At 32.9% G+C, this 22,778-nt stretch carries 17 protein-coding genes and 1 tRNA gene; 15 read left to right on the top strand and 3 right to left on the bottom strand.

The features are described from left to right. The first annotated feature begins 1 nt into the window (after nt 1). The 6 genes from HM992_RS00450 to uxuA all read left to right on the top strand — a co-directional run bounded on the left by HM992_RS00450 (nt 2) and on the right by uxuA (nt 7,593). Nucleotides 2-1,234: a hypothetical protein gene (locus tag HM992_RS00450; protein ID WP_179318098.1), complete on the top strand. Its 1,233-nt coding sequence runs from the start codon at nt 2-4 to the stop codon at nt 1,232-1,234. A gap of 9 nt (nt 1,235-1,243) precedes the next feature. Then, complete coding sequence (locus HM992_RS00445; RefSeq protein WP_179318097.1) at nt 1,244-3,052, top strand: hypothetical protein; 1,809 nt, start codon at nt 1,244-1,246, stop codon at nt 3,050-3,052. A 51-nt stretch (nt 3,053-3,103) separates the two neighbouring features. Then, nucleotides 3,104-4,243: a PKD domain-containing protein gene (locus tag HM992_RS00440; protein ID WP_179318096.1), complete on the top strand. Its 1,140-nt coding sequence runs from the start codon at nt 3,104-3,106 to the stop codon at nt 4,241-4,243. An 83-nt stretch (nt 4,244-4,326) separates the two neighbouring features. Next, on the top strand, nt 4,327-5,409 hold the full coding sequence (locus HM992_RS00435) for a T9SS type A sorting domain-containing protein (protein ID WP_179318095.1): 1,083 nt from the start codon (nt 4,327-4,329) through the stop codon (nt 5,407-5,409). Nucleotides 5,410-5,528: 119 nt separating this feature from the next. Continuing rightward, nucleotides 5,529-6,356 carry an SDR family oxidoreductase gene (locus HM992_RS00430; protein WP_179318094.1) on the top strand — a complete coding sequence of 276 codons (828 nt, stop codon included), beginning with the start codon at nt 5,529-5,531 and terminating at the stop codon, nt 6,354-6,356. Nucleotides 6,357-6,417: 61 nt separating this feature from the next. Continuing rightward, nucleotides 6,418-7,593 (top strand): mannonate dehydratase, encoded by a 1,176-nt coding sequence (uxuA, locus tag HM992_RS00425; RefSeq protein ID WP_179318093.1) that lies wholly within the window; start codon nt 6,418-6,420, stop codon nt 7,591-7,593. Nucleotides 7,594-8,053: 460 nt separating this feature from the next. Here uxuA and HM992_RS00420 read toward each other — a convergent pair. Next, nucleotides 8,054-8,129: transfer RNA gene (locus HM992_RS00420), tRNA-Phe, on the bottom strand. Between the two features lie 102 nt (nt 8,130-8,231). On the opposite strand from HM992_RS00420, the gene HM992_RS00415 reads away from it, so the two are divergent. The 7 genes from HM992_RS00415 (at nt 8,232) to HM992_RS00385 (ending at nt 16,190) form a co-directional block, all read left to right on the top strand. Continuing rightward, nucleotides 8,232-8,960, top strand: a complete 729-nt coding sequence (locus HM992_RS00415; protein WP_179318092.1) for a type III pantothenate kinase — start codon at nt 8,232-8,234, stop codon at nt 8,958-8,960. Then, nucleotides 8,960-10,282, top strand: a complete 1,323-nt coding sequence (locus tag HM992_RS00410; protein WP_179318091.1) for a hypothetical protein — start codon at nt 8,960-8,962, stop codon at nt 10,280-10,282. The genes HM992_RS00415 and HM992_RS00410 overlap by 1 nt, the downstream gene beginning before the upstream one ends. Before the next feature lie 15 nt (nt 10,283-10,297). Then, nucleotides 10,298-11,677: a tetratricopeptide repeat protein gene (locus HM992_RS00405; RefSeq protein WP_178983402.1), complete on the top strand. Its 1,380-nt coding sequence runs from the start codon at nt 10,298-10,300 to the stop codon at nt 11,675-11,677. Further along, nucleotides 11,678-12,232 carry an LPS export ABC transporter periplasmic protein LptC gene (gene lptC / locus HM992_RS00400; protein ID WP_179318090.1) on the top strand — a complete coding sequence of 185 codons (555 nt, stop codon included), beginning with the start codon at nt 11,678-11,680 and terminating at the stop codon, nt 12,230-12,232. It begins immediately after the preceding gene. A gap of 126 nt (nt 12,233-12,358) precedes the next feature. After that, nucleotides 12,359-12,550, top strand: coding sequence for a hypothetical protein (locus tag HM992_RS00395; RefSeq protein ID WP_178983404.1), 192 nt, complete (start codon nt 12,359-12,361; stop codon nt 12,548-12,550). A 3-nt stretch (nt 12,551-12,553) separates the two neighbouring features. After that, on the top strand, nt 12,554-13,843 hold the full coding sequence (locus tag HM992_RS00390; protein ID WP_178983405.1) for a hemolysin family protein: 1,290 nt from the start codon (nt 12,554-12,556) through the stop codon (nt 13,841-13,843). 199 nt (nt 13,844-14,042) lie between these two features. Then, a complete protein-coding gene (locus tag HM992_RS00385; RefSeq protein ID WP_179318089.1) occupies nt 14,043-16,190 on the top strand; it encodes a peptidylprolyl isomerase in 2,148 nt (715 codons plus the stop codon). A 153-nt stretch (nt 16,191-16,343) separates the two neighbouring features. Here the strand turns inward: HM992_RS00385 and HM992_RS00380 are convergent, their stop codons facing one another. Then, nucleotides 16,344-17,276, bottom strand: a complete 933-nt coding sequence (locus HM992_RS00380; RefSeq protein WP_179318088.1) for a GYDIA family GHMP kinase — start codon at nt 17,274-17,276, stop codon at nt 16,344-16,346. Nucleotides 17,277-17,298: 22 nt separating this feature from the next. Further along, a complete protein-coding gene (locus tag HM992_RS00375; protein ID WP_262890887.1) occupies nt 17,299-18,672 on the bottom strand; it encodes a hydroxymethylglutaryl-CoA reductase, degradative in 1,374 nt (457 codons plus the stop codon). A 185-nt stretch (nt 18,673-18,857) separates the two neighbouring features. Here HM992_RS00375 and HM992_RS00370 point away from each other — a divergent pair, with 185 nt between their 5' ends. Continuing rightward, nucleotides 18,858-21,047, top strand: coding sequence for a S9 family peptidase (locus HM992_RS00370; protein ID WP_179318086.1), 2,190 nt, complete (start codon nt 18,858-18,860; stop codon nt 21,045-21,047). A gap of 191 nt (nt 21,048-21,238) precedes the next feature. Then, the gene (locus tag HM992_RS00365; RefSeq protein WP_229720534.1) at nt 21,239-22,762 is read left to right on the top strand and encodes a peptide MFS transporter; all 1,524 of its coding nucleotides are present in this window, start codon (nt 21,239-21,241) and stop codon (nt 22,760-22,762) included. Nucleotides 22,763-22,778: the final 16 nt, after the last annotated feature.

Raw genomic sequence — 22,778 nt, 5'->3', positions numbered from 1 at the left:
TATGAGGAATATAATTTTTATAGCGTTCTTTTTTATGCATTATGTTAATGCACAAGATTTTGTGTCTAAAAATTTATCAGATGAGCAGATTCTAGAATTAATTGAAAAGCATAGACCATCAAAAGGTGGAGAAATTCCAGCTGATTTAAAATATAAATTAGGAGCAACTCATGTTAATGGACAATATCATTTAACGGACAAACCTTTCATTATTGAAGGTGCTGAAAAAATGCATGATTTAGGATATGGTATTTTAAAACTATGGTTTTATAAAGCAGACGGACAAGCACATGGCTATAAATACAATTCGGAATGGAATTTAACCAAAACCATGACCTTAAAAGAATTGGCTACTCACAAATACTATGATGAGGTTTTTAATATGCCTTTCAAAGTTTTCGCTTTAAATATAAAAGATGGTTATGCAGGAGCATCGACAGAAGATCAAACTGAAAACTTAAACCGTGTAGAAAAAGAATTTTACGATTTAACAGCGCATTTTCTTAATAAATATAAAGATAGAGATGTGTCTTTTATACTATCAAACTGGGAAGGAGATTGGATGTTACGAGGTGGTACAAGTGCTAAAAGTCAATGGAGAAAAGATTCCGTTTCACCAAATGCACCAGTAAGAGTTAAAAACATGATTGACTGGATTAAAGCACGTCAGAAAGGGGTAAGTCGCGCAAGAAAAGAATTTAGCAATTCAAAATGTAAAGTTTACAATGCTGTTGAGGTTAATAAAGTTTATGATGGTATTCTTTATAGCATGCCTTCAATTACAACCAGTGTGTTGCCTAATGTAGAAATAGACATGGTCGCATGGTCTGCTTACGACGGAAAATCTGCCGACGGTATTAAAATGTATAAAGGAATTGATTATTTAAGACATTATATGAATCCTACACCTTATATGAAAGGTGAGAAGTTTGTGTTTATTGGCGAAATAAATGAACACGAAAATAGAAACAACAGAACCAAAGCATATGTTCAGAATTTTACAGATGTGATTATGGGAGTGTATTTGGTACAAAACATACCCTACATATTTTATTGGGAGTTGTATTCTAATGATACAAAAACAGGATCAAAAAAACAAGATAGAGTACTTAAAGCAGAAGAGCTAGCTGGTAATTGGTTAATACGTCCAGATGGATCATATGGTTGGGCGCAAGAGTACTTTTATAATCTTTTAGAAAAATCTAAAACTAAGAACATTAAATCTAAAAATTAAACACTAAAAATGAAAAAGCATCTAATTTTAATTATAATAATATTTACATCATTTAATACATTTTCTCAAGATTATACTTGGACTGTAGATGCAAATGGTATGTACAGAGATGGTATGCCTTTCTTTTTAAACGGGCAATCTTGGGCTAAAGCAACACCATTTACAGATGGGACTCAAACTACTAATGAAATTTTAGTAAAAGAAAAGCTCTCTGAATTAAGTGCTATTGGAGTTAATACCTTGCGTATTTACGGGAGTCCGGATGAAAGTAGTTGGGGAAATCAATATTTTGATAATTATGCTAATTTAATCAAATGGATTGAGGAATGGAATGTAGCTAATCCTGATGGTGGTGACCCCAATAAAGCGATGCATTACATGGTGCAAATATCACCAGAAGATAATATATCAACGCTTTCGGATGATTTACCAACAAATGACGCAGCATCTTTTGCGAGAGCCATCAGTGATATTTCTCACCCAGGGAGTGTTGCAAGCTTAATTGCGACTATAAATGATGCAGCTGGCCCAAATGGAAGTCAGTATTTAATGGGGTATTTAATTTTTCACGAGTTTAATGTTTCTTCAAAATATGCGTCTTGGTATAATGAGGTAGGAGCTCAAGGGATTGAGGATTTTATGAATGCTGTTGCAGATGCTATTCATAACACATACGCGCCAGGTAAATTAGTGTCTCATACAGGAGATGCTAAAGATTCTGGTAATGGAATTTCTGTTAATATATATGAGGAACTTGAAGATTTAGACAACACAGATGGGAACGTGTTTGAAAATTTCGATTTGTTAGGGTTTAATCTATATATCTCAACAGATGCCATGTTAAAAGAAAATTCTTATTACAACAGAATTGTTAACAGAAGAGGCTATAGTGTAAATAGCAATCGTGGCTGGTACATTGGTGAAACAGGGGCTTCATATGATAGGGATGCAAACTCAAGTAGTGTTGCTGCAGCCAATTATGAGAACCATGAAGGTGGTGCCAATTTACAAATCATGTGGCAAAAATCTAAAGCATTAGGAAATCTTATAGGTTTTATGCTGTTTACAGTGCAAGATAATGATACCGACCTACCAATTAGTAGCGCTATAAAACAAAGAGGGCACTATGATTTTTATGGTGATAAGAAATTTTTATACTACATCTATAAGGATATATTAATTGATGAAATTTCAACAAACAATCGTTTTCATTCTACTGATGAACATGACATAGGGGTAACTATTGTTGAGACTCCAGTAGATTATACCATTACGTTTCAATTTAATAATAAAAGTGTTTTAGATAAAGAGTTCTTTTGGTCTATTCATGGAGATGCAGGTAATGGAAGTCAACGTTTTTCAAATCTTGAAGAAGAGAATTATTTAATATTAAATGCAGGCCAAGAAACCACTGTTGTAAGAACAGTAGTAAAACCAGGAAGCAATGATCTTTTTGCCGTATCTGCTTCCGTAATAAAAGAGAAAACCCCTAGTAATCAATATTTCTACGGAAGAGAACATGTGTTTAGCGATGGTATCAGTACGGTAGCAGGATTAAATTTAAATCTAAATAATCTTCCATTATCAGTTTCCGATCTAACGGCTAATAATTATCATAACTCAAAATCTGGTGTGGTTGTAATTACGGATAAAAATGGGTTTAAAACGCCTGAAGGCTCTTGGGAAATTACCCTTTACACATTAACAGGAGAAAAAATAGCGAGTAGAAAATTACATAATTCTGTGTTTTTAAAATGGGGAGAATTAATCTCAAATTTAAAGACTCAAACATTAATCTATAGGCTAGAAAAGATATAATCTCTATAAACTGAATAAACAACAAACTAAAATTATAAAACAATGAAAGCAATGAAAAATTTTTTTAGACTAAAAAAGGCAATGTTATTTAATAAAGTTTTAATGTCGCTTTTTTTTGTAATTGGAATATGTCTTGTAACGACATCTTGTGATAAAGATGATGCTACAGGGCCTGAAGCATCTTTTACATATACTACAGATGATAATAGAGTAGTCACAATTACGAATACATCAACAAACGCAGATCAATATTATTGGAATTTTGGAGAAGTAGGTGCACCTATCTCAGAAGAAGAAAATCCAATCTTTACTTATGGGTCAGACGGAACGTTTACAATCGCTTTAAGTGCTGTTGGACCAAATGGTGGTGTAGATCAAATCGTTCAGGATGTTACTGTTGAAGAAGTTATTCCACCAGGAATTCCAGTTCCATTATATAATCTAACTACAGATAATCTTGTTGCAAGTTTTGAAAACTTAACGAGCCTAAATGATGCTGATACATTTACTTGGGATTTTGGTGATGGAAACCAATCAAATGAAGCTAGTCCAACACATACTTATGCTGAAGCGGGTATGTATGTAGTAACATTAACAGCATCTGGGCCATTAGGATCAGGTGAATTAGTAGACGATGTTTTTGTTGCTACCGAACTTAAAATAAACAACGGCACTTGGGATGATGAGCCGAATAAAGATGATAATAGAACGGCATGGAGAAACACAACATTAGAAGCTGCAGCCGATGATTTCTATGGTGATTCAGATTATTTTGCAAAAGCGACTAGTAGTAATAATCATACGGTTGATGGTAGTTACTCAGCGAATTTAACAACAAATAATACGTCTACTAAGCCAAGACGCTGGTTGTACCAAGATATAGTTGTATCACCAAATGCAAGTTACACAATAACTTTTTGGATGAAGCATACTCCGGATACGGGTTCTCAGACTTATGTTAATATTTATGAAGATCATTTTGATTTACCTGAATTTATTGATGTTGAAGAAAAAATAATTGCCTCTCAAACTTATGATGATTCAACGGGAAGTTCAACAGGAGATTGGGTAGAGGGATCTATTACATTTGATACAGGTAGCAGTAGCCAAATTGTGTTTTTCATGACCAATAAAATTGAAGCTTCTGAGCAATCTTATTATGATGACTTTACTATTGTGAAAAATGATTAGAGAATGAAAAAATTCCACTTTTTAAATACTTTCTTAAAAAGTGGATATAGTAAATTAACTATTAATCCATTAAAACTTTTATTATGAAAACAAAATTATTTTTTACGTTATTACTAACGTCTTGCCTAACTTTTGGTCAAGAATTGTATCAATTGCCACTTTATGAGGGTTTTGATTATGTCGTTGCATATTCAGAAGATACACCACCTGAACCCTTAAATACCTTGTTGGACACCGATACTATGACAGGTCTCGGACCATGGACTGAAGACAATTATGGCAGTACTAAAAATCCTTTTTTAATCACTTCACCATTTACTAGCTATGCCGGATTGCCTGCATTTACTGGAAATGCCATTGAGATTAAAGGTGGAACAAATGATCCGTTATTATATTTTGAACCGGTAAATGAGAATGACGGAGTAAACTTGTATGCCTCTTGCATGGTTAAAGTAACAGATATGAGTTCTGTATCTGGAAGTTTAGATTATTTCTTTGGATTGGCTACATCTGGTTTTGGATATGGTGCGGCACTTTATTTTTCAAAAGTCGATGATACAACGTATAATCTAGGTATTAATGAAAGTAATACGTCTGGTGAAGCCATAGTTTATACAGGTGCAACTTTTACTGAAAATGTAGATGAAGTATTTGTAGTTATAAAGTATGAATTTAATTCTTCAGGAAACTCAGTGGCACATTTATTTGTTAATCCTGTTATAAGTGGAGCTACGGAACCAGCTTCTGATGAAGATACAAGTTCTTTATCTTTAGAGGATGAGGGAAATAGATCGACATTCACACTTTTAAAAATAAATGCAAATTCTAACGCTAGAACACCTGGTATCGCAATTGATGAAATTAGGATTGGAACTTCTTGGGAAGATGTCGTTTCTACTACCAACGAACCTTTAGATGTAGTTGACAATGAAATGGCTAATTTTAAAATTTACCCTAATCCAGCTAATGACTACATTGAAATTGAATCAGGAATAGAAAGTGTAACATCAATTACTGTGTTTAATATTTTGGGAGAGCAAGTATTATTGCAAGAAGTATTAAATGATAATCGCGTGGACATTTCTTCTTTAACTAAAGGAGTTTATTTTATGAAAATAAGAGGAGATCGTAATAGTAGCATGACAAAAAAGATCATTAAAAACTAATAGTATAGTTTTTAAAAAAATTTAAAAACCCTTCGTGAATTATACTTTTTAATTCATTGAGGGTTATATCATATAAAAGCACTAATCTATAACGGTATTTAATAATAAATAAAATAATAATGAGTAAAGTAGTAGTAATAACTGGAGCTGGTGGTGTATTATGTAGCACATTAGCCAAAGCGATGGCTAAGAAAGGTCATAAGATAGCTTTATTAGATTTAAAATTAGAAGCTGCAGAAGAAGTGGCTAACGAGATTAATGCTAATGGAGGAACGGCTATTGGAATTGTAGCAAATGTTTTGGAAAAAGAATCATTAGAAACAGCAAAGAATGAAGTAAATAAGAAACTAGGGCACTGTGATATTCTTATAAATGGAGCTGGAGGAAATCATCCTTTAGGAACAACATCTAATCCTCATTTAAAAGAAGATGATTTAAATAATACAGCGGAAGGTTTTAAAACTTTTTTTGATTTAGATCCTGAAGGCATAAAATTCGTTTTTAACTTAAACTTTATTGGTACATTATTGCCTACGCAAATTTTCGCAAAAGATATGGTAGGTAGAAAAGGGTGTAGTATTTTAAATATTTCATCTATGAATGCGTTCACACCTTTAACAAAAATACCTGCTTATAGTGGAGCAAAAGCGGCAGTTTCTAATTTTACGCAATGGTTGGCTGTTCATTTTTCAAAAGTTGGAATTAGAGTTAATGCTTTAGCACCAGGATTTTTCTTAACCGACCAAAACAGAACATTACTAACCGAAACCGACGGAAGCCTAACTCAAAGAGGACAACAAATCATAGATCAAACGCCAATGGGACGTTATGGCGAGCCTGACGATTTGGTTAGTACAACTTTATATTTATGTGATGATGCGTCATCTTTTGTAACAGGTGTTGTTATTCCTATTGATGGTGGTTTTTCAGCCTATAGCGGAGTATAATTCTGTATCCGTCAAAGAGGAAAAATAGTAGTATTAGTACAAATATTAAAATTCAAAAAAAATGGAACAAACATGGAGGTGGTATGGTCCTAATGACCCAGTTTCTTTATCAGATATAAAACAAGCAGGAGCTAGAGGAGTTGTTTCTGCACTACATCATATTCCGAACGGAACAGTATGGTCTGTTGATGAAATTTCTAAAAGAAAAGAAACGATAGAAGCATCAGGACTTAGTTGGAGTGTGGTAGAAAGTATTCCTGTTCACGAAAATATAAAAACGCGTTCTGGTAATTTTCAAGAATATATAGAGAATTACAAACAAAGCATTAAAAATTTAGCGAGTTGTGATGTAAAGGTCGTATGCTACAATTTTATGCCAGTTTTAGATTGGACTAGAACGGATTTGGCATTTGAGGTTGAAGACGGCTCAAAAGCACTTCGTTTTGACGTAATAGCTTTTGCTGCTTTTGAATTGTATTTATTACAGAGGCCAGAAGCTGTAAAAGATTACTCTGAAGAACAGAAAGCTGAAGCTAAATCTTATTTTGAAAAACTTTCAGACGATGATAAGCAAAAGCTTATTAATAATATCATTGCTGGCTTACCAGGAGCAGAAGAAGGGTATACATTAGAACAATTTCAATTGATTTTAAATACTTATGCAAACATTGATGCTCAAAAGCTACGAGAAAATTTAGTAGCTTTTTTGAAGGAAATTATACCTATAGCATCAAAAAATAATATGTTAATGTGTATTCATCCAGACGATCCTCCATATCCAATATTAGGATTGCCAAGGGTTGTAAGTACCGAGGAAGATTATGCACATCTGTTTTCAGAAGTTCCAGATAGAGCCAACGGAATTACTTTTTGTACAGGGTCATTAGGAGTAAGAGCAGATAATAATTTAGTTCAAATTTTTAAGCGATTTGCAGATAGAGTTCACTTTTTACATTTAAGAAGTACCAAACGTGATGACAAAGGTAATTTTTATGAAGCCAATCATTTAGAGGGAGATGTAAATATGTTTGATGTTGTTAAGGAAGTGGTTATCGAAGAACGGAGAAGAAAATCAGCAGGTATGAATGACGCATTAATACCCATGCGCCCAGATCACGGCCATCAAATGCTTGATGATTTGCACAAAAAAACCAATCCTGGATATTCCGGAATCGGACGATTAAGAGGTTTAGCGGAGTTGAGAGGATTGGAGTTGGGGATTAAAAAGTCATTATAAGAGCATTTTTTTTAATTACCATTTTATACTGTAAATACTGTTTATAAGGGACCAGTCAATATTGTTCTGGTATTGGAATTATACATGCTATTAAATCATAGTTTCTCGTTTTATTGTTAAAATAGACTCTGTTGAAATAAAAGACCAATATTGATAAGGAAAATATTATTTTCTTAAACGGAGGGCATTTAACGACTTGATTTTTTACATTTTTTGTACACCTATTCTTTAATAGGTGTATTTCGTATGGAAATATTCTTAGATTTAGAAGTCAATTACCGTTCTGATTATCGGTTTTATGTTAATTGTGAAGTATTTTCAGATGTTTAAATTGCGTAGTGTTTTGGGTTGAGAAAAGTTGTGAAATAAGCTTGCTTTCTGTTTAACTGTTCCTAACACTGTCCCTTTTAAAACCAAAAAACCTGCAACTTTCTAGTAAATAGACTGTTACAGGTTATGGTGGTGGTGCCTCCAGGAATCGAACCAGGGACACAAGGATTTTCAGTCCTTTGCTCTACCAACTGAGCTAAGGCACCAATTGCTTTGTTAAGCGGGTGCAAATATAAAAGCATTTTTATTATTAACAAAAAGAATTTGCTAAAATTTGATTTTATAAATTTGTAACTTAGAATTTACTTATGAATCTTATTGTAGATGTGGGGAATACGTATGTTAAGTTTGCTGTTTTTAATGACACAGATTTAATTTATAAATCGAGTTTTAAGCTTAAAGAGTTTAAAATACAGTATAAAACTTTAAAAAAAGAGTTTCCAAAGTTGGAAAAAGCCATTATTTCATCTGTGGGTCACTTGTCTGTAGAGCAGGTTCAACTCATTAAAAATGATTTAAATGTTATCGAATTAACTTCAGACTTAAACTTCCCGTTTAAAAATGATTATCAAACGCCAAAAACATTGGGTGTAGATCGTATAGCTTTAGTTTGTGCTTCGGTGAATCAGTTTCCGAATAAAAATGTATTGATTATTGATGCAGGTACTTGTATTACCTATGATTTTATTACAAAGGAAAATCATTATCGTGGAGGTGCGATTTCTCCAGGACTGCGATTGCGATATGTTTCCTTAAATAATTTAACAGCAAATCTTCCGTTATTAGAGACTAAACTACCTGATAGTGTAATTGGTGATACAACAGAGTCATCTATTCATTCTGGTGTGGTTTATGGTGCAATTAAAGAAATTGATGGAGTAATTGATCAATATAGAGAAGATAATTCAGATTTAACAGTTATTTTAACAGGAGGAGATACCAAATTTTTGTCAAACCAATTAAAAAATACCATATTTGCGAAATCAAATTTTCTTTTGGACGGTTTGAATTTCATTCTAGAATATAATTCAAAATAATGATAAAACGATTCATTGTAATATGTATTACAATTATAGGTTCTGCAGCTTTTGCACAACAAGGTACTAGCTCTCCATATTCATTCTATGGTATTGGAAGTCTAAAGTTTAAAGGTACTGTAGAGAACCAAAGTATGGGAGGAATAGGTGTTTACTTAGATAGTATCCATTTTAATTTAAAAAATCCAGCGTCTTACGCAGGTAATGCTTTAAATGGGCCATATTTTAACGGAGAAAGTAGACCAGTAAAGTTCACGGTAGCTGGTACAATGACTAATACCACTTTAAAAAGTAATTCTGGTGATGCCAAAGCCAATACGGCTATATTCGATTATTTAGCGGTATCTGTGCCTATTGGTAAATTTGGGGTTGGATTTGGGCTATTGCCATATACATCAGTAGGATATAGATTGGACGATATTAATGACGACAGTGTATTGCAAAATCGTTTCAGTGGTGAAGGAGGTCTTAACAGAGTTTTTGCTGGAATGGGATATCAAGTTACCGAAAAGCTAAGTGTTGGAGTAGACTTTAATTATAATTTCGGGAATATTCAAAATAATGCACTTGATGTAGAATATGCAGATGATGGCGATGTTGTACAGTATCAAACAGTTGAATATAATAGATCTGATTTAAGTGGTTTAAATTTAAATTTTGGTTTAAATTATAAAACCATGGTCACTGATAAATTAGAATTGTCGGCTACAGCAACGTATGCTCCTGGAAGTAAGCTTAATTCAGATAATGTAAGATCCTACTCAGCAGTAACAGTAGATGCGACTACGCTTGAAACTACAGCAACATCAAGTACTATTGATGCAGATCTAGAAGCTCAAAATCTTAAAAACACAAAATTAACTTTACCAGCAACATTGTCTTTTGGCGTAGGTATAGGAGATCCAAAATCATGGTTTATAGGTACAGAATATACGTACCAAAGTACAAGTGACTTTTCTAATCCTGTTTTTTCTAATGACATCTCTACCTATGAGAATTCATCAAAAATAGCAATTGGTGGTTTTTATATTCCTGATTATAATGCGTTCTCTGGGTACTATAAACGTGTGGTTTATAGAGCCGGACTTAACTTTGCAAATACAGGTTTAGTAATAAAAGATGAGTCAATTAAAGAGTTTGGCATATCTTTTGGTTTAGGTTTACCAGTTGGGAGACGTAGCTTCTTCTCTAATGCTAATTTAGGCTTAGAATTTGGAAAACGAGGTACAACTAATCAAAACTTAATACAAGAGAATTTTATAAACTTTAATCTTAGTTTATCTTTAAACTCTAGATGGTTTGAACAAAAGAAGTATAAATAAAAAAATTAACTAAAGATGAAGACGAGAATTACGATACTATTTTTAGCGCTGTTTATGAGTGTTAACCTAGGGTTTGCTCAAGAGGATAATCAAGAAGAATGCATGAATAATCTATCAATTTTTGATAGTTATGTGAAAAGCAAAAAATATGATGATGCTTATGGCCCTTGGAAAATTGTTAGAGAAAAGTGCCCTAAATTTAATAGAGCAATCTATGTACATGGTGAGAAAATCTTAAATCATAAAATAGAAAACTCTACAGGAGCAGAACAAGTAGCACATATTAATGATTTATTAGCGTTATATGATGAAAGTAGAGTGCATTTTGAGTCAAGATATCCTCTAGGTGAAATTTTAGAAGATAAAGCTAATTTAACGTATAAGTATAGAAAAGAATTAGGAAAGACAGATCAGCAAATTTATGATATGTTTGATGATGCCTATACGAAAGATGTTGAGAACTTTGATAGTGCAATTGGACTTTATACTTATTTTTCACTTGCTGTAGATATTTATGATGCAGGTGCTAAGACTCCAGAAGATGCACAGTATTTATTTGATAAGTATGATGATGTTAGTGAAATAATCGAAGGATTAATAGCAGGTTATACTATTAATTTAAATAAGTATGCAGAAAAAGAAGAAGCCGGTGGGACTTTAACTAAAAAAGAATTAAGTAGAAAGAGTAGCTATGAATCCAATATAGAGGTATTTGAAACTAAGATTATTGGAAGCATGGATACAAAGCTAGGTAAGAGAGCTAATTGTGAAGTCTTAGTGCCATTATATCAAAAAGATTTTGAAGAGAACAAGAACAATGGAGAGTGGTTGCAGCGTGCTATGAATAGAATGTATGCTAAAGAATGTAAAGAAGATCCGTTATTCTTGAAATTAGTTCAACAAAAGAATACTATTGAGCCAAATGCAGATACTGCTTATTACCTTTATATACTTACAGGTGAGCAAAAATATATGGATCAAACAATCGCTTTGTCAACAGATCCTTTAAAAAAGGCGAAGTTATACAAAGGTTTAGCTAATGAACTTAAAGGAAAAGGAAGCTATGGAAAAGCAAGACAATACTATATGGAAGCTTTAAAATTGAACCCTTCAGATGGTTCACCACATTTGTCTATTGCAGGGATGTATGCAAATAGTGCAAATAGTTGTGGAGACACTAACTTTAACAAAAGAGCGGTATTTTGGTTAGCAGCACTTGAAGCTGAAAAAGCAGGACGAGTAGATGGTCGTTTAAAACAAAGAGCGGCTCAATATGCAGCTAATTATAGAGCTAAAGCGCCTTCTAAAACAGAAATATTTAACTGTACTTGTGCAGGTGAAGTTATTCAAATTGGATGTTGGATAGGACGTTCAGTAACTGTACCAAAGAATTAATTGAAAATAAAAAATTCACATATCATAAAAAACCTAGTCACAGCAATCGTTGTGACTTTGTTTTTTTCCTGTAACAACGACTTCAGTGAAGTTCAAAAGATTGGTGTTCTACAGAATCAACCTATTGGAGAAGCTGAAAATATTGATTTAAAATATACCGAATTTAAAGAAGATACCGTCAGGTTAGTTGCTAATCTGATAAGTCCTAAAATGCTAGATTATTCTAATCGTAATTTTGCCTTTAATGAATTTCCTGACGGAGTGGTGCTTTATGTTTATGATGACAAAAAGAATAAAACAACCATAACGTCTAATTATGCTATTGTCTATTCAGAGACAGATATTATTGATTTGCGAGGTAATGTACAAATTGCAACACACGAAAAAGATACTTTATTTACGGAGCAATTGTACTACAATCAAAAGTTGGAATGGCTTTTTACTAACGAACCATGGCTATTTGGGTCGTTACACGGTATTGGTTTTGATTCGGATAAAGAATTCAAGAACTTTAAGATGTTAGAAATGGGAGGTGAATTTCAAATTGATAATTAACTATCTTTGCCCAATAATTATTTTATTTAACACATAATTTCAGTCTGAATAGTTACATTTTCAATAATGAATTTGTCTTACACAAACTGCATGTGTCAATTAAAAAAAAACAACAGAATTAAACACATGAAATTACAGAAGATTTTTCATTACGCTTACATTATTTTTGCCGTACTGTTTGTATATGATGCCATTACAAAATGGTCTGAGAATAGAAATGGAGCATACATGTCTTTAGTTTTTGCAGCCTTAGCGACATTTATGTTTTTCTTCAGAAAACGCTTCAGTAAAAAATTTGAAGATCATAACAACAAGTAATTTATGACTTCTGATATAGTCATTATTGTTAGTACACTTATACTTTCAGCTTTTTTCTCTGGTATGGAAATCGCTTATATATCTTCCAATAAAATTCATATTGAATTAGAGAAGAAACAAGGAGATTTTTTAGGGAAAATTTTGGGTAAGCTAACAGCTAAGCCTTCAAAATACATAGCGACCATGCTTATTGGAAACAATATTGCATTAGTTATCTATGGTTTTAAAATGGGAGAGGTTTTAGTGCGTTGGTTTCAAACCATGTTACCCTCAGATAGTGCTGCTTTAACCTATCTGTTTGTGGACTTGCAATTATTAACACAAACCGTAATTTCAACTTTGGTTATCTTAATTACGGCAGAATTTTTACCAAAAGTATTCTTTCAGATTTATGCCAATACCTTATTAAAGGTGTTAGCATTCCCAACCTATGTATTTTATGTATTATTTTCATGGGTTTCAGATTTTATCATATGGATTTCAGATGCCGTTTTAAAATATATATTTAGAGCTGAAGGTGAAGATGTAGTTTTAGCGATGACTAAAGTAGAACTTGGTAATTATATTACCGAACAAATGGAGTCGGTTGAAAATCATGATGAAGTAGATAGTGAAATTCAGATTTTTCAGAATGCTTTAGAATTTTCTGGAGTAAAAGCCAGAGAGGTTATGGTTCCTCGTACAGAAATTACAGCTGTAGATATATCTGAATCTTTAGATAATTTAAGACAACTTTTTATAGACTCAGGACGTACCAAAATTATTATTTACAAAGATAATATCGACGATATTTTAGGATATGTGCACTCTTTTGAATTGTTTAAAAAACCAAAAGATATCAATTCTATTATATTACCAGTTGGCTTTGTACCAGAAACCATTCTTGTTAACGATGTTCTAAATATTTTAATAAAAAAACGTCGTAGTATGGCGGTCGTAATAGATGAATACGGTGGAACGTCTGGAATTATGACCGTTGAAGATATCGTTGAAGAATTATTCGGTGAAATTGAAGATGAACATGATTTGGTTGAAATGGTAGAAGAGCAAATCGATGACAATACCTATAAATTTACAGCGCGATTAGAAGTCGACTATATAAATGAAACCTATAAATTGAATCTTCCTGAGAGCGAAAATTATGAAACCTTAGGTGGATTAATAGTTCATGCAACGGAAGGCATTCCGCAAGAGAATGATGACGTGCAAATCGAAAATTTTAAGTTTACCATTACAGAAGTCTCTTCAACAAAAATTGACGAAGTAATCCTAAAGGTTCTCGATGTAGATTAGCTGTTTTTTAAAATTTCAAAATTTAGAATTATATCACTATTTCTCAATATTATGATGAGCTTATTTATGCTACTTTTAATGAAATTTTGAATAAAACTTCCAACACCTATAAAAACTACACTTCTCCTTTTATTATTTGCTAGAATATACTATTTTCGCAGACTTATTTACACCAAATTAAAGACATTACAAAAAGACTATGGCAGTTTTAAATAAAATTAGACAGCGCTCACTAGTATTAATATTAGTAATTGCATTAGCGTTATTTTCATTCGTAATTGGAGATTTATTCAAGAATTCTGATGCCTTAACAGGTGCGTCACAAGACGTGATTGCTACTGTTAACGGTACAGATATCAACCGAATTGATTTTCAGCAAAAAGTAAAAAATTACCAAGATAGATCTGGTGGAGCACAAACCTCTACACAGTCTATGAATGCAATTTACAATCAAGAAGTTCGTAAAATAGTATTACAATCAGAATTTGAAGAATTAGGATTGTCTGTTGAAAAAGACGAAATGAGAGATTTATTGAAGACTAGTTTTTCTTCATATCCAGAATTTCAAGATGCAAACGGGAACTTTGACGTTAATCGTTTAAATGCATTTATCGCCAACTTGAAAGATTTAAATGGTGATACTGCTCCTTTAGGAAACTTCTTAGTAAACTATGAAAGCTGGACAAGCAATGAGCAGACTATTGCCGCAAACGCAATTCAGCAAACATATTATAATTTGGTTAAGGCTGGTATAGGAACAACGATTTCTGAAGCTGAACAAGATTATTTAGGTGATTCTAAAACAGTAGATATTAACTATGTTCAAGTGCCTTACACAACTATTTCAGATAGTTTAGTTGCTGTTTCTAAAAGCGAAATAACGGCTTATATGAAAAATCATGAGGATACATATAAGACAGATGCTACTAGAGAAGTTGTTTATGTAGAGTTTAAAGAAGAAGCTTCAAAAGCGGATGAAGATAAAATACAAGCGGATTTGTTAGCTTTAAAAGCGGATAGAACAGAATATAACGATAGTAGTAAAAATACAGAAACGATTTCAGGATTTGATTCTACTACTGACATTGAAGAGTTTGTGAATTCAAATTCAGCTATAAAATATAATGATGCTTTTTTAAGAGCAGCACAATTGCCTGCTGTGGCTAAAGACACGTTAATGAAATTAGGTGTTGATAGTTATTATGGACCTTATAAAGATGGCGGATTCTACAAATTATCTAAAATTGTTGCGACTAAGCAATTACCAGATTCAGTAAAAGTGCGTCATATATTAGTTCCTTATGTAGGTGGACAAAGAGCAGATGCGTCTGTAACTAAAACACCAGAAGAAGCAAAAGCAACTGCAGATAGTATTTTTGCACAAATTAAAGGAGGGACTAAATTTTTAGATTTACTTGACTTATCTTCTGATAAAGTAAGTAATGAGCAAGATGGTGAAATTGAGTTTGACTATTTAGCAGGGATGGCTCCAGAATTTAAAGCGTATGCTTTTGATAATAAAGAAGGTGATATCGATGTGGTTCAAACGTCTTTTGGATACCACATTATTGAAGTATTAGAGCAAAAGAGTTTTAACAAGGCAATAAAAGTAGCAACAGTTGCTACTAAAATTGAACCATCTGACCAAACACTTCAAGATGTGTTTAACGTAATGTCTAAGTTTGAAATTGCTGCTAAAGATGGTGATTTTAATGCATTAGCTAAAGAACGTGAATTGACTGTAAAACCAATTACATTTAAAGCATTAGATGAAAATATACCAGGACTTGGAAGTCAAAGAGAAGTGGTACGTTGGGCTTTTAATGATGATACAGAAGCTGGTGATTACAAAAACTTTGCAATATCTAACTTTGGTTTTATAGTTGCTAAAGTTGTTGAGGTAAGAGAAAAAGGATTAATGAGTACTGAAGATGCTTCAATTACAGCATTACCAGAAATTAGAAAAGAAAAGAAAGCAAAGTTAATTCGTGAAAAGATTACAGGAACGACTGTTGCTGATATCGCTAAGAATCAAGGTCAGAGTCCTAGAACAGCTGCCGCGCTTACAATTAAAAACACAACCTTATCTGGTGCAGGTGTTGAGCCTAAAGTTGTAGGAGCAGCTTTTGGATTAGCTGAAGGTGCAACTTCTAAGCCAATTGATGGTGAAAAAGGTGTGTACGTTGTACAAGTTACTAAAATTAACGAAGCAACTAAATTAGATAACTACGGTGCTATTGTAAATAGATTGAATGCTGAGCGTAGAAATACAGTTCAAACTAAAGTGTTTACAGCATTAGAAAAAGCTGCAGAAATAGAAGATAATAGAGCTAAAACGGTTTACTAAAACCAAATAGCAATTAGAATATAATTATAAATGGCTTTGCAGAAATGTGAAGCCATTTTTTTATGCTGAACTTGTTTCGGCATCTATAGAATTAAATAAGATTGGTAACAATTTTATTTTCTTGCAAGGTTTTTAAAACCGTGTAAGTATTATTTAAACTAAAACCATATCCACATAACGAATAACGGTATCAAACCCTTTTGCGTTAAAATAAGCAGCAGGATTTGTATTAGAAGCTACCAAAACGAAATCGCCTCCCCAAGCTCCAAGACTTTTTACCGCACCTTTAAAATCAGAGAACAGTCTCGTTTTAATAGGGTCTTGTTCTATGAGATTAGAAACGATTTTTTCATGAGCCTCAATTAAGTTTTCAAATTCTGGAAGTGAAGTACACGTAATCATTTCTTCAGTTATAGCATCGATTTTAGACGTAATTTTAGAATCAATTTTACCTAATGATTTATATGCTAAAATACCTTCTCTACTATTTTGTTTTTGATTGAGATAGATAAAATAGAGATGGTCTTTAAATAAGGGTTGAAAATTGACTGACGTTACCAGTGGGTTTTGATCTGCTTGTAATTGAAATGTAATTGAAGTATTATTTTGAGCACAGGCAATATCATAACCAGAACCACCAAATGTTTTTTTTAGTAATTGGTAAGCATCAACATTTGCCCAATTTGCAATATTATTAATTAAGGTAGACGATGTACCCAAACCCCAAAGTCTATTAAAATCTTGATGCGTTGTGATATCATAACCTTGATTTGAAACTAAAAACTCAGAATTCAAGCTTTGAGTCGCTTTTAAAATTTGTAATAAACGTTCTTTAACGTCATTGAGAGCTGGACTATTTAAGTCTGTCGTAGCAATCTCATTAAATGATATATGGCATTCAAACCAAATTGCTCCCAGTTCATTATAACTCTTCCAATTTATAATGTTAGAATCATTTGCCTTAACAAGTAAACTCTGTCCGTATTTAGTTGGTATCGCCAAAGCTTTTGCTTCATCCAAAACAGCATATTCAGCTGTTAGTAGGAGTTTTCCATTACTTCTATATGTTTTAGGCTTTGAATTCAAAAGTTTTTATTTTAGGATTACTTTATGGCCTTATATTTTTTATTGCCTCAACTACCGCACTATGAGTTACCACATTAGTCTTAAAATGTTCAACAAGCATCACTTTCTCATTCTCTGTTGCTTCAAACTGATTCAAAATATTCATGAGATGCATTTTCATATGTCCTTCTTGAATTCCGGTAGTGGTTAACGATTTTACAGCACCGAAATTTTGTGCTAATCCAGCAACTGCAACAATTTTCATTAAGTCTTTTGCTGTCGGTTTTTGGAGCATTTCCAACGAAAATTTTACTAAAGGATGTAAATTAGTTAAGCCGCCAACGGTTCCTAATGCTAACGGAATTTCAATCCAAAATTTAAAAATTCCATCATCAATGGAGCAATGTGTTAAGCTAGAATATGAACCATCCTTTGCTGCATAAGCATGTACGCCTGCTTCAACCGCCCTAAAATCATTTCCGGTGGCTAAAACAACAGCATCAATACCGTTCATAATACCTTTATTGTGTGTTACTGCTCTATAAGGTTCTATTTCTGCAATTGTTACGGCTTGTTTAAATTTTTGAGCAAATTCTTCCGGATTAAGAATGTCTTTACTTTTTAAGTCTTCAATTGGACAAGATACTTCTGCACGCACCAAACATTGTGGTACGTAGTTAGAAAGAATACTCATTACAACTGTGATATGCCTTTCTTCGTCATTAAATCCTTCAAATTGTAAAGCTTCATTTTTAAACGTCGTTGCAAATTGTTCTAAACACGTATTGATGAAGTTGGCTCCCATCGCATCCAAGGTTTCAAACGTGGCGTGAAGCTGATAATAATTTGGTAAATCTTCAGATTTATTTCGTAATTCAATATCTAAAATTCCACCTCCTCTGCGTTCCATACTTTTAGTCATGGACGCTGTATCACTGATAAGTTTAGGTTTTATATGGTTGAAAAATTCTTCAAGTTTATTGAAATTTCCTTTAAATATAAAATGCACCTGACCAATTTTTTCGGTAGATAAGACTTCAGCTTTAAAACCTCCACGATCTAACCAAAATTTAGCAGCTTTACTTGCCGCTGCCACAACCGAACTTTCTTCAATAGCCATTGGAATGGCATAAGTGGTCTCATTAATTAAAAAATTTGGAGCAACACCTAATGGTAAATAGTAATTAGTAATGGTGTTTTCTATAAACTCATCATGTAACTTTTGAAGTTTGTCATCTGAATTCCAATACTGCTGAACAAGTGTTCTCGCGCTATTTTTATCTGTGAAATACGTGTTTAAAAGCCATTCAATCTTTTCGGATTTTGAAAGCTTAGAAAAGCCAGAAATTGTATTTGGCATATTAGTTTTTATTTTTAAAAAAACAAAGATACTAGGATTGCCATAAAATGTGTGCATTAATAGATTGTAAATCCCGATTTCGTGTTAATAATAGCGGTTTTTTGCATAATTTTTAGTAAACTTGGCATTGCTTTATTGAAACACGAAACGAGCATGGCAAAAGTTTTAGCCCTGACAAGAAATGACCAAATGCTAACGGCAAGTGACCATTAAAAAGCGATAAGCGTAAACACATGAAATTTATGAACTTGAGACACTTTGTGGCTGTATTTGCCTTTTTAATGACCTCTTTAGTTTTTTGTCAAGAAAAACAAATCACACTTAAAGAAATTTGGAGTGGGACTTTTAGAACGGAAGGGATGCAGGCGTTACATTCAATGGAGAATGGCAATCAATATTCAGTTTTAAATTTCGATAGACAAACTAGAGCGTCTACCATAGATATTTATGATTATAAAACTTTAAAAAAAGTAAAAACCTTAATCTCTTCTGCAGACATTGCTGAGATTCAAGGTTTTTTTGATTATTCGTTTAGTGCGGATGAGTCTAAAATAATCCTAACTACAAAATCTGAACCTATTTTTAGACGTTCTACCTTAGGTGAGTTTTATATTTATGATATCGCTTCAAAAAAAGTAACTAAAGTATCTGATGATTTAGTGCAAGAACCAACATTATCACCAGACGGCACTAAGGTGGCTTACGGATTTGAAAATAATTTATTCGTAAAGGATTTAAAATCTGGAAACGTAGAACAGTTAACTACAGACGGCGAAAAGAATAAGATTATTAACGGTATTACGGATTGGGTTTACGAAGAGGAATTTAGCTTTGTAAGAGCTTTTGATTGGAATGCAGATAGCAACCAAATTGCATTTATAAGATTTGATGAATCTGAGGTTCCTGAATTTTCAATGGATGTTTATGGATCAGATTTATACCAAACACAACATGTTTTTAAATATCCGAAAGCAGGAGAAGCGAACTCTAAAGTATCTTTGCATTTATATAATTTAAATTCTAAAAAGGGTTCTGAGTTAAGTGTTACTAAAGATTATGAAGATTTCTATATTCCAAGATTAGAATGGACTAACGATGCTAATGTGTTGAGTGTTCAGTTTATGAATCGTCATCAAAATGAATTAGATCTTTGGATGATTGATACCAAAGCGAACTCTTCAAAAGTAGTTTTAGCAGAAAAAGATAAAGCCTATATCGATGTCACTTTCAACTTAACCTTTCTAAAAGATAATAGTTTTATTTGGACGAGTGAGTTAGATGGTTTTAATCATGTCTATCATTATTCAAGAGACGGTAAACTCATTAACCAAGTTACTAAAGGCAATTGGGAAGTGACCGACTACTATGGTTTTAATGAAAAAGCCAATACTATTTATTACCAATCTACAGAAAATGGTTCTATAAATAGAGATGTATACTCTATACAGTTAAACGGAAAAAACAAAAAACGTTTGACGGAAAAAGTAGGAACAAACAGCGCGTCATTTAGTGCTGACTTCACCTATTTTATTAATACGTTCTCAAGTGCAGCGACACCTCAAGAGTACACGTTGTATAGTTCTAAGTCAGGTAAAGTTGTTAAACAAATTCAAGATAATGATAGATTAGCAAAGAAGTTAGAGGGCTATGTGATGTCTGAAAAAGAATTTAGTACGATTTCTGTAAATGGGAATGATTTAAATATGTGGACGATTAAGCCTAAGGATTTTGATGCGAATAAAGCTTACCCTTTATTTATGTATCAATATTCAGGTCCAGGTTCACAGCAAGTGGCTAACCGCTGGAATAGTACAAATGATTACTGGTATCAGATGCTAGCACAACAAGGTTATATTGTAGTTTGTATTGATGGAAGAGGAACAGGTTTTAAAGGAGCCGATTTTAAGAAAGTGACTCAAAATGAATTAGGAAAATTTGAAGTTGAAGACCAAATAGAAGCTGCAAAACAATTGGGGGCTTTAGATTATATAGACGCTTCAAGAATAGGTATTTGGGGCTGGAGCTATGGAGGTTTTATGAGTAGTAACGCACTACTTAAAGGCAATGATGTTTTTAAAATGGCAATTGCAGTCGCTCCTGTAACAAGTTGGAGGTTCTACGATACGATTTACACAGAACGTTATATGACCACACCTCAAGAAAATCCAACGGGTTATGATGAGAACTCACCAATAAATCATGTAGAGAAACTAAAGGGAGATTACTTGTTAATTCACGGAACAGGTGATGATAATGTGCATGTTCAAAATACGATGTTAATGGTTGAAGCATTAATCCAAGCTGATAAACAGTTTGAATGGATGATTTATCCAGATAAAAATCATGGTATTTATGGAGGGAACACAAGAATGCATTTGTATAAAAAAATGACTGATTTTATTCATCGTACATTGGGTGATAAAAGAAATTAAATAATAGCGCATCTGTGAATGCATAATGGTACGGATTCATTTTCTTACCAAAGGGCATTTTATTGAGTGAATAAAGATTTTGACTAATAAACTATATATAAAGACTAACTAACATAAAAACTAAACTTATGAGCCAAGAAAATGATCCAGCTTTAATCAAGCATCTACATAAACAAGGTATTGATGACTCCATGGTAATGGGACATCCTGCAGGATTGTTCGTGTTATTTTTTACAGAAATGTGGGAGCGCTTCAGTTATTATGGAATGAGAGCACTATTAACAGTGTTTTTAATAACAGAAATCGGTAAAGGAGGCTGGGAATGGACAAATGCTGATGCGATGCAACTATATGCTTGGTATACAGGTTTGGTTTATTTAACACCGTTATTAGGTGGAATACTAGCGGATAAATTTACAGGGTTTAGAAAAGCTATTTTATTAGGTGCGTTAATAATGACTTTGGGGCATGCTTCTATGGCTTTTGAAGGCATTAGCCCTAATTTTTTCTATGCAGGACTTGTAATGATGATTTTAGGAAATGGTTTATTTAAGCCGAATATTTCATCAATGGTAGGAAATCTATATCCAGATTCTAGTTCTAAAAAAGATGCAGGATATACTATTTTTTATATGGGTATTAATGCAGGTGCTTTCTTAGGAATGTTATTATGTGGGTACATAGGAGAAAAAATAGGATGGCACTTTGGGTTTGGATTGGCCGGTGTATTTATGCTTTTCGGTATGTTACAATTCTATTTTGGACGTAAGATATTTGGGGTGATAGGAGAAACACCTAAAAAACAATTTGAAGCTGAGTTAGAAAAAATTGCTGATGATGAAGATGAAATTGAAACTCCTGCTCATATTGTAAGAGATCGATTAGTTGTTGTTGGTGTTTTAATGGTTGCCAGTATATTCTTTTTCTTTGCTTTTGAGCAAGCTGGTGGATCTATGACGGTTTTTGCTAAAGATTACACACAGAGAGTTTTAGAGGGTAATTCAGGAGTTATTTTTAAATGGATAGATGCTATTTTAACTATTTTTCCAATTATTATCGTGACTTGGGTACTATATAGTTTAGGTAAGAAAATTTATAAGACCTATCCTTTAACTATTATTTTTACAGGAATATCTTTTTTAATCATTTGGTTTTTAGGAGGCTGGAAAGTATATAGAGAGTTTAGTCTTGAGCAAACAGAAGTAACGGTTTCTTGGTTTCAAATTTTGAATTCCTTTTTTATTATCACATTAGCTTCTTCATTTAGTAAAATGTGGGAAAAAGTATGGAACCCTTCAGGACCTGTTAAATTTGCAATGGGCTTAGCTTTAGTAGGAATTGGGTTTGTGGTTTTATCTATAGGTTCTAATAGTATTCCTCAAGGTGCAACTAGTGCATCTGTCAGTATGGTCTGGTTAATAATGGCTTACTTTTTTCATACAACTGGTGAATTATGCTTGTCTCCTGTAGGATTATCTTATGTGTCTAAATTATCGCCTAAACGTTTAGCAGGATTGCTGTTTGGACTTTGGTTTACAGCTTCAGCAATAGCTAACTTTATTGCAGGAATGACAGGATCATATATAGACCAAATCTCACAAAAGTATTCGATGTCTACCTTTTTCTTAATTATAGCAGCCATACCGATGTTCGCTGCGGTAATCTTATTGATTTTAAATCCGAAGTTAAAGAAAATGATGCACGGAATTAATTAATTTTTAGTTATTACTA

It is taken from the genome of Winogradskyella helgolandensis, from assembly GCF_013404085.1.
GTDB lineage: Bacteria > Bacteroidota > Bacteroidia > Flavobacteriales > Flavobacteriaceae > Winogradskyella > Winogradskyella helgolandensis.
This window is presented reverse-complemented; position numbering and strand designations above follow the sequence as displayed.